Here is a 6,844-nt window from a genome sequence, read left to right as displayed (position 1 = left end):
CAGCCAGGCTCATTAAGAAATAAGATAGCTGAAATTGCAAAGGATACTAAGGGCACTGTTGGCGTTTCGATATTGAACCTGGAAACACATGATACCTTAACTTGTAACGGATACGTGCGCCAGCCGATGCAAAGTGTAATGAAGTTCCCTATTGCTATCACCGTTTTGCACGAGATTGATAAGAAAAAAATCACTTTAGATCAGCTGATCCATCTTGACAAAAGTGACCTGTTTAAAACCTATAGCCCCCTGCAGGATAAATATCCGGGCGCAAATGTAGATATATCCATTAGGGAACTATTAAGCTATATGGTATCATTAAGCGATAATGTTGCCTGTGATAAACTGCTTAAAATTTTAGGCGGAACTGATAAGGTGAATACTTACATGCACCAGCTTGGCATTAAAAAATTCTCGATAAAAGCAACCGAATACGAGATGGCGCAAGCCTGGGATGTACAGTTTACCAATTGGGTGGAAGCTACGGAGCTTACCCGTTTGTTACAAATGGCATTTAAATCAAATTTCCTTTCGGCGAAAAGCCATGCCTACCTCTGGAAGATCATGCAGGAAACATCTACCGGACCTAACCAGATCAAAGGATTATTACCAGTAGGCACGGTTGTTTACCATAAAACCGGGCGATCGGGCACTAATGAACAAGGAATTACCGCGGCTACTAACGATACAGGCATTATTACTTTGCCAAATGGTAAGCACCTGGCCATAACCATATTAGTTACCAACTCCCCTGTTGACCTTAAAACCCGCGAATTGGTAATAGCCCGTATTGCCAGAGCTGCTTACGATGAGGCGGTTAAATAGATTACTTTTAAGTGATAGACTGTAATTAAAGTGTCACCACAAAAACCCTACTTTTGTCAAAAACCAGGTATCACCCATAAATCAGTCTTAATACATGATACTCAAACTTGATACTAAAACATGATTGCAGAAAAAATAGCTGAACTAACGGGACATGGTAACCCAATTTTCGCACTTGAGTTATCGCAAAAACCAGGTATACTGTTTACGGGCGGGAACGACAAAGGGCTGGTAGAATGGAGTTTAAAGAGCAATTCATTCATTAAGGTGATGTTCCCGGTTCAGGCTTCTATTTATGCCATTCATTGTCCGGCCGGTTATCCCTTACTGTTTGCAGGTTTACGCAGCGGCGAGGTTTTGGTATTTGATTTTATCGAACAAAAGGTGATTAAATCGCTCAGGCAGCACCTTAAACCAATTTTTGATATCAAGTCCATCAGTCAAAAAAAAGAACTGCTAATAGCCTCAGAAGATGGCACAGTATCCGTTTGGAACCTGGATACATTAGAAATAGTACACAGCTTCAAAGTATCTGCCGATACAGTGCGCTGCATAGCCATTTCGCCCGACGAAAAACAGGTAGCATTTGGTTGTCGCGATAACCAGGTTAAGATTTACGACCTGGAGGATTATACACTGATAAAAGCGCTGCATGGGCACACCATGTCGGTTTTTTCTTTAACTTATAGTGTTGATGGAACCCACCTTGTTTCAGGAAGCCGCGATGCGCAGGTAAAAATATGGGATACTGCAACCTATCAGCTTATAAAAAACATTCCTGCACATTTATTCGCGGTAAATCATATCCTCTACCACCCTACCCAACCCTATTTTGCTACGGCCAGCATGGATAAAAGCATTAAAATATGGGGATCGGATGATTTTAAACTTTACAAGATCATCAGCCGCGAAAAAGGGTATGCATGTCATCCCCTCTCGGTAAATAAACTGGCATGGAACGGCGATCAGCTTATATCGGTAAGTGATGATAAAAATATTATGATTTGGAATATAACAATATAATACTGCCGTTTTTTTTTGCTAAAAAAATCTTTTAATACTATGCAATTTGTGGGTGTGTCTTTTTAACCCAACCGAATAAATCCCATCATTATCAATCTCATCAATTTTAACCTTGCCCGATGCATGAATAATATGCTCGCTGCCAAGCAGTATGCCAACGTGGGTAATTTTTCCCTCGGGGTTATTAAAAAAGGCCAGATCGCCCAGGCTCGCCTCTTTCAGGCTGTTAACTTTAATACCTTCCTCTGCCTGCTGACTGGCATCACGTCTGATCTTTATTTTATTCAGCTTAAATACCACTTGCGTATAGCCAGAACAGTCAATGCCGAAATGGGTACGGCCGCCCCACAAATAGGGTGCATTTAAAAAAGATTTTGCTGTAGTTTCAATATCTTCCCTCTCTCCTATTTCGCCAATGATCTCAAATTTATCGCCTCCAATTTTGCAGGTTGTACCTTCTAAAAAAGCAAGCGAGCTACCAGCCGGCAGGTAGATAACAGAATTATCAACAATTTTCCAGGCTTGTGTTACGGCCCGGTAAGTTAAAGGTGGCTGCACATTTTTTAAGCCTTGATAAGCAATATGGCCCAGCATAGCAAACTGCAACCGGCCTATCCAGCCAACATAGCCATCTGTAGATGTGATGATTTTAACCCATCGTTCCGTCCACTCTGTAATTTCAAATGCCTCGCCAAACAAAACCTGCGATACCTGTTCACTCCTGTCGTCAGGTTCGGCGCGAAGCGGTATAACAGCAAGGTTACAAATACCGTATTCCATAGTTTAGATAAAAGTAAAATTAGCAATACGTTATAATTGCTAAGATAATTACAATATGATAATTGGTTAATTTTAGTCAGGGGGCTCTGCAACTAAAATGAATACTATTGAGCTAATATATTAAAAATATTAAATGAAGCATAAAAAAAGGGAACCAGCAAGCTGTTCCCCTTAAATACTTTTATAAAAATATATTATTCGTTCATGTGCAGCCAATCTTTTTTGGCTAACAGCTCTTCCTTGCTTTCGCGGATGTCTTCATCGTCAACACAGCAATCAACCGGGCATACAGCGGCACATTGCGGCTCATCATGAAAACCTACACACTCGGTACACTTATCGGGTACTATATAATATATCTCGTCTGACAAGGCAGCCTGGGTTTCCTCAGCATTTAAAGTATTGCCATCTCCAAAATCAATAACTCCTTTAAGACCGGTGCCATCGCTAAAACGCCACGCTGCACCTGCATCATAAATAGCATTATTGGGGCACTCCGGCTCGCAAGCTCCGCAGTTTATGCATTCATCGGTGATTTTAATCGCCATATTTCTAAATATATAATAATCTCAATTAACTTTGCCCGTAATTTACAAGCGCACAAATATAACAAAAAAAGGCTTTAAGGGTTTAAATCCTTACCATAAATATGTCAAAATCTAACATAAAAAATTCCATAAACTCATTTTCAACCTTAGGAAAGCAGCTAATTGAGCCCAACGCACAACTAATGGCTATTATTGAAAACGAGCGTTACCACAACGCCTGGTTCACGCCCGAAAGTGTTTTGCAAGCCGTAACGTCCATCGGTAAAATGCTGAATGAAGCCGATTTGGAAACCTGGTTATCTAAATATCCTTCCAACAATGAAGCTCCTGGCAAAAAAGTTGGGCTTATTTTGGCAGGTAATATCCCATTGGTGGGTTTTCATGACGTGCTCTGCGTGCTGGCATCCGGCAACCACGCCCTCATCAAAGCGTCATCGCAGGATGCCCGCCTGATAAAGGTTATTTTGCAAAAATTAGTTGATATTGACGATAGCTTTGCCAATCAATTTAGTTTTGTGGAAAGGCTGGCCGATTTTGATGCCATTATTGCCACCGGCAGCAACAACAGCTCGCGGTACTTTGATTATTATTTTGGCAAAGTGCCCAACATCATCCGCAAAAACAGGAACAGTATTGCATTAATTACCGGAAATGAAACGGCAGAACAATTATTTAACCTTGGTCATGATATTTTTGATTATTATGGTTTGGGTTGCCGCAATGTAAGCAAGCTATTGGTGCCAAAGGATTATAATTTCAATTTCTTTTTTGAGTCGATAGAAGATCATAAGGCCATCATCCATCACCATAAATACAACAACAATTACGATTACAACAAATCAATTTATCTTGTTAACAGCAATAAGCACCTGGATAATGGCTTTTTAATGCTTAAGGAAGATGACAGGATAGCTTCGCCGCTGGCAGTGCTGTATTTTAGTTACTATGACAACCTGGCACTGGCACAACAAACATTGGATCAGCAGGCAGAAAACATACAATGTATTGTTACCACTGCGCCTATAAATGTAAATAGCCAGGTAGTTGAATTTGGCCAAAGCCAGCAACCCGCGTTATGGGATTATGCCGATGGGATTGATACGATGGAATTTTTGTCAAATCTTTAAAATAACAATACCTTTGAAAATGCTGAAAGCCGAAGGCCTAAAGCTGAAAGCTATCTTTGAGATAAAAAATGCTTTAAGCTTTTTGCTTTAAGCCTTAAGCTTAAAAAAATGTATATTATAAAAGTTAAAGGCGTTGCCAAAATACCCGATTATGTACAGTTGAGGGATGATAAGTTTACGCTGCTGGCATATTTTAGGGTAGACAGGCCCGAAAAATCACTGGATAAGGTTGGGCTGACTGATAAAGCCGACTATATTATGAATATTATTAAAGATTTGCCTTTTGGGCAGATTTTAAAACTGGAGCTATAAAAAAGATGATGGGGAACTCTATTATAAAGCTAAATAATGTTGATATTTTTCAGCAGACACACCTGGTATTGTCAAATGTAAACCTGCATGTTGATAAGGGAGATTTTGTATGGCTCATCGGCTCTACAGGTTCTGGAAAAAGCAGCCTGCTCAAGGTTATTTATGGCGACCTTGCCATTAAAAGCGGCACAGGAAATGCCTGCGGATATGAGCTAAGCAAGTTACCAGGCCGCGATGTACCCTACCTGCGGCGTAAGCTTGGCATTGTTTTCCAGGATTTTCAATTACTTACAGACCGCTCTATTGAGCAAAACCTGCTTTTTGTAATGCGTGCAACCGGCTGGAAAGATAAAAAACTGATAGCCGAACGTACCCTTGATGTATTGGAGAAAGTTGGCCTACGCTCAAAATTAAAAAAAATGCCGCATGAGCTATCAGGCGGCGAGCAGCAGCGGGTGGTAATTGCGCGCGCGCTGCTTAACGACCCYGAGATCATCCTGGCCGATGAACCAACAGGTAACCTCGACCCCGAAACATCCGAAGAAATTGTGCTGCTACTAAAGCAGATAAGCCAGATGGGCACCGCAGTACTTATTGCTACCCATGACTACCATATCATCCGCACTTTCCCATCGCGAATTATTAAATGCGAGAACGGCAAGGTTTTGGAAGATGCTGAGATATAGTTTCTGAACCGGAATTCATCGAATTTGCTGAATTAATAGAATTCTAAAATTCGGGTCATTCTTTAATTCGATGAATTCCGGTTCAGACAACCCACGTTCAGAAAAAATAATCAGACAAATAATCCTGTCACCCTTGCGCATATTGCGCCACTCCTGCCTATAATAAAACGTGCCACTGACAGCTTGTCGGCTTTAAGCTAATGGCAGGATACTTGATTGGCACTATCAGCTATGAAATTTAACGACATGTTGAAGAAAAAGAAGAAAGAAAATATGGATACTCCTGAAAATATTAATGAGCCAACCCAGGAAAATTTAGTAGAAGAAGAACAGCTGAAAGCACAGCACACCGAAACTGTTGAAGTTGATGAAGAAGCTGCTAAATTAACCGATCTATCTGCCGAAGATAAATTGAAAAATGAACTGGCACAGGCCAATGATAAATATTTACGTTTGTATGCCGAATTTGATAACTTCCGTAGGCGTACCCAAAAAGAACGTGCAGAAGCCCGCGAAACTGAAGGTAAAGATTTGATCATTGCACTACTTCCTGTTTTAGACGATTTTGAACGCGCACAACGCTCAATGGAAAAAGCAGTTGATGTAGCCCCCGTTAAAGAGGGTGTTGCTTTAATTCAGAATAAATTAAAAAACATACTTGCACAAAAAGGCCTGAAAGAAATGGAATCAATAGGTTCGCCGTTTGACGCCGACCTGCAGGAGGCTATTACAAATATACCCGCCCCTAGCGATGACCTTAAAGGCAAGGTGATTGACGAAATGGAAAAAGGTTATACCCTTAAAGACAGGGTGATCCGTTTTGCCAAAGTAATCGTAGGAGCGTAAATTGATTTCGGAATTGGGACATTTGATTTCGGATTTTGATCCGGTTTAACTCCCCTTTTCTTATATCAAAAAAGTAAACAAAATAAAAATCCGAAATCGAAATTTCGAAATCCGAAATTAAAGTAAATTATGGCTAAAAGAGATTATTACGATATCCTGGGGGTTGCTAAAGGATCTAATGCTGATGATATAAAAAAGGCATATCGTAAAATGGCTATTAAATATCACCCCGATAAAAACCACGGTGATAAAGAGGCGGAAGAAAAATTTAAGGAAGCCGCCGAAGCTTATGAAGTTTTAAGCAGCGCCGAAAAACGCCAGCGTTATGATCAGTTTGGTCATGCAGCTAATGCTTCATCGCCAAATGGCGGCGGTTATGGCGGCGGCGGTATGGATATGAACGACATATTTAGCCAGTTTGGTGATATATTTGGCGGTGGCAGTCCGTTTGAAGGTTTCTTTGGCGGCGGTGGTCGCCAGGGTGGTGGTGCCGGCGGCAGGCGTGTAGCCCGCGGCAGCAACCTGCGTATTAAAGTGCGTTTAACGCTTGAAGAAATTGCCAACGGCGCCGAAAAGAAAATAAAGGTTAACAAACAGATCATCTGCAAAACCTGCGATGGCAGTGGCGCTAAAGATAAATCATCTTTCCAAACCTGTAAAACCTGCGGTGGATCGGGCGCGGTGCGCAGGGTAACCA

9 protein-coding genes are annotated in these 6,844 nt (G+C 41.2%); 7 read left to right on the top strand and 2 right to left on the bottom strand.

What is annotated here, in order from left to right:
* Positions 1–825: class A beta-lactamase, subclass A2 (bla, locus tag AC1DPZ_RS19175; RefSeq protein ID WP_477406368.1), on the top strand; the 825-nt coding region annotated here is incomplete at its 5' end.
* A 120-nt stretch (positions 826–945) separates the two neighbouring features.
* Positions 946–1,848, top strand: a complete 903-nt coding sequence (locus AC1DPZ_RS19170; protein ID WP_477406366.1) for a WD40 repeat domain-containing protein — start codon at positions 946–948, stop codon at positions 1,846–1,848.
* Positions 1,849–1,866: 18 nt separating this feature from the next.
* Here the strand turns inward: AC1DPZ_RS19170 and AC1DPZ_RS19165 are convergent, their stop codons facing one another.
* Both AC1DPZ_RS19165 and AC1DPZ_RS19160 read right to left on the bottom strand, forming a co-directional pair.
* Entirely contained in the window at positions 1,867–2,628 is a 762-nt protein-coding gene (locus tag AC1DPZ_RS19165; RefSeq protein ID WP_477406364.1) for a C40 family peptidase, read from the bottom strand.
* 194 nt (positions 2,629–2,822) lie between these two features.
* On the bottom strand, positions 2,823–3,176 hold the full coding sequence (locus AC1DPZ_RS19160; RefSeq protein ID WP_295716369.1) for a 4Fe-4S dicluster domain-containing protein: 354 nt from the start codon (positions 3,174–3,176) through the stop codon (positions 2,823–2,825).
* Positions 3,177–3,277: 101 nt separating this feature from the next.
* Between AC1DPZ_RS19160 and AC1DPZ_RS19155 the strand changes: the two genes are divergently transcribed.
* The 5 genes from AC1DPZ_RS19155 to AC1DPZ_RS19135 all read left to right on the top strand — a co-directional run.
* Positions 3,278–4,303, top strand: coding sequence for an acyl-CoA reductase (locus tag AC1DPZ_RS19155; protein WP_477406362.1), 1,026 nt, complete (start codon positions 3,278–3,280; stop codon positions 4,301–4,303).
* Between the two features lie 108 nt (positions 4,304–4,411).
* Positions 4,412–4,615 (top strand): fructose-6-phosphate aldolase, encoded by a 204-nt coding sequence (locus tag AC1DPZ_RS19150; protein WP_295716372.1) that lies wholly within the window; start codon positions 4,412–4,414, stop codon positions 4,613–4,615.
* Positions 4,616–4,620: 5 nt separating this feature from the next.
* Positions 4,621–5,301 (top strand): cell division ATP-binding protein FtsE, encoded by a 681-nt coding sequence (locus AC1DPZ_RS19145; RefSeq protein ID WP_477406359.1) that lies wholly within the window; start codon positions 4,621–4,623, stop codon positions 5,299–5,301.
* A 231-nt stretch (positions 5,302–5,532) separates the two neighbouring features.
* Positions 5,533–6,147 (top strand): nucleotide exchange factor GrpE, encoded by a 615-nt coding sequence (locus AC1DPZ_RS19140; RefSeq protein WP_477406357.1) that lies wholly within the window; start codon positions 5,533–5,535, stop codon positions 6,145–6,147.
* A gap of 129 nt (positions 6,148–6,276) precedes the next feature.
* A partial coding sequence (locus AC1DPZ_RS19135; RefSeq protein WP_477406355.1) for a DnaJ domain-containing protein occupies positions 6,277–6,844 on the top strand: 568 nt, incomplete at its 3' end.

The organism is Mucilaginibacter sp. P4_G9 (assembly GCF_056400985.1).
Note: the sequence above shows the minus strand (reverse complement) of the source record. Positions and strands in the feature narration are given on the sequence as shown.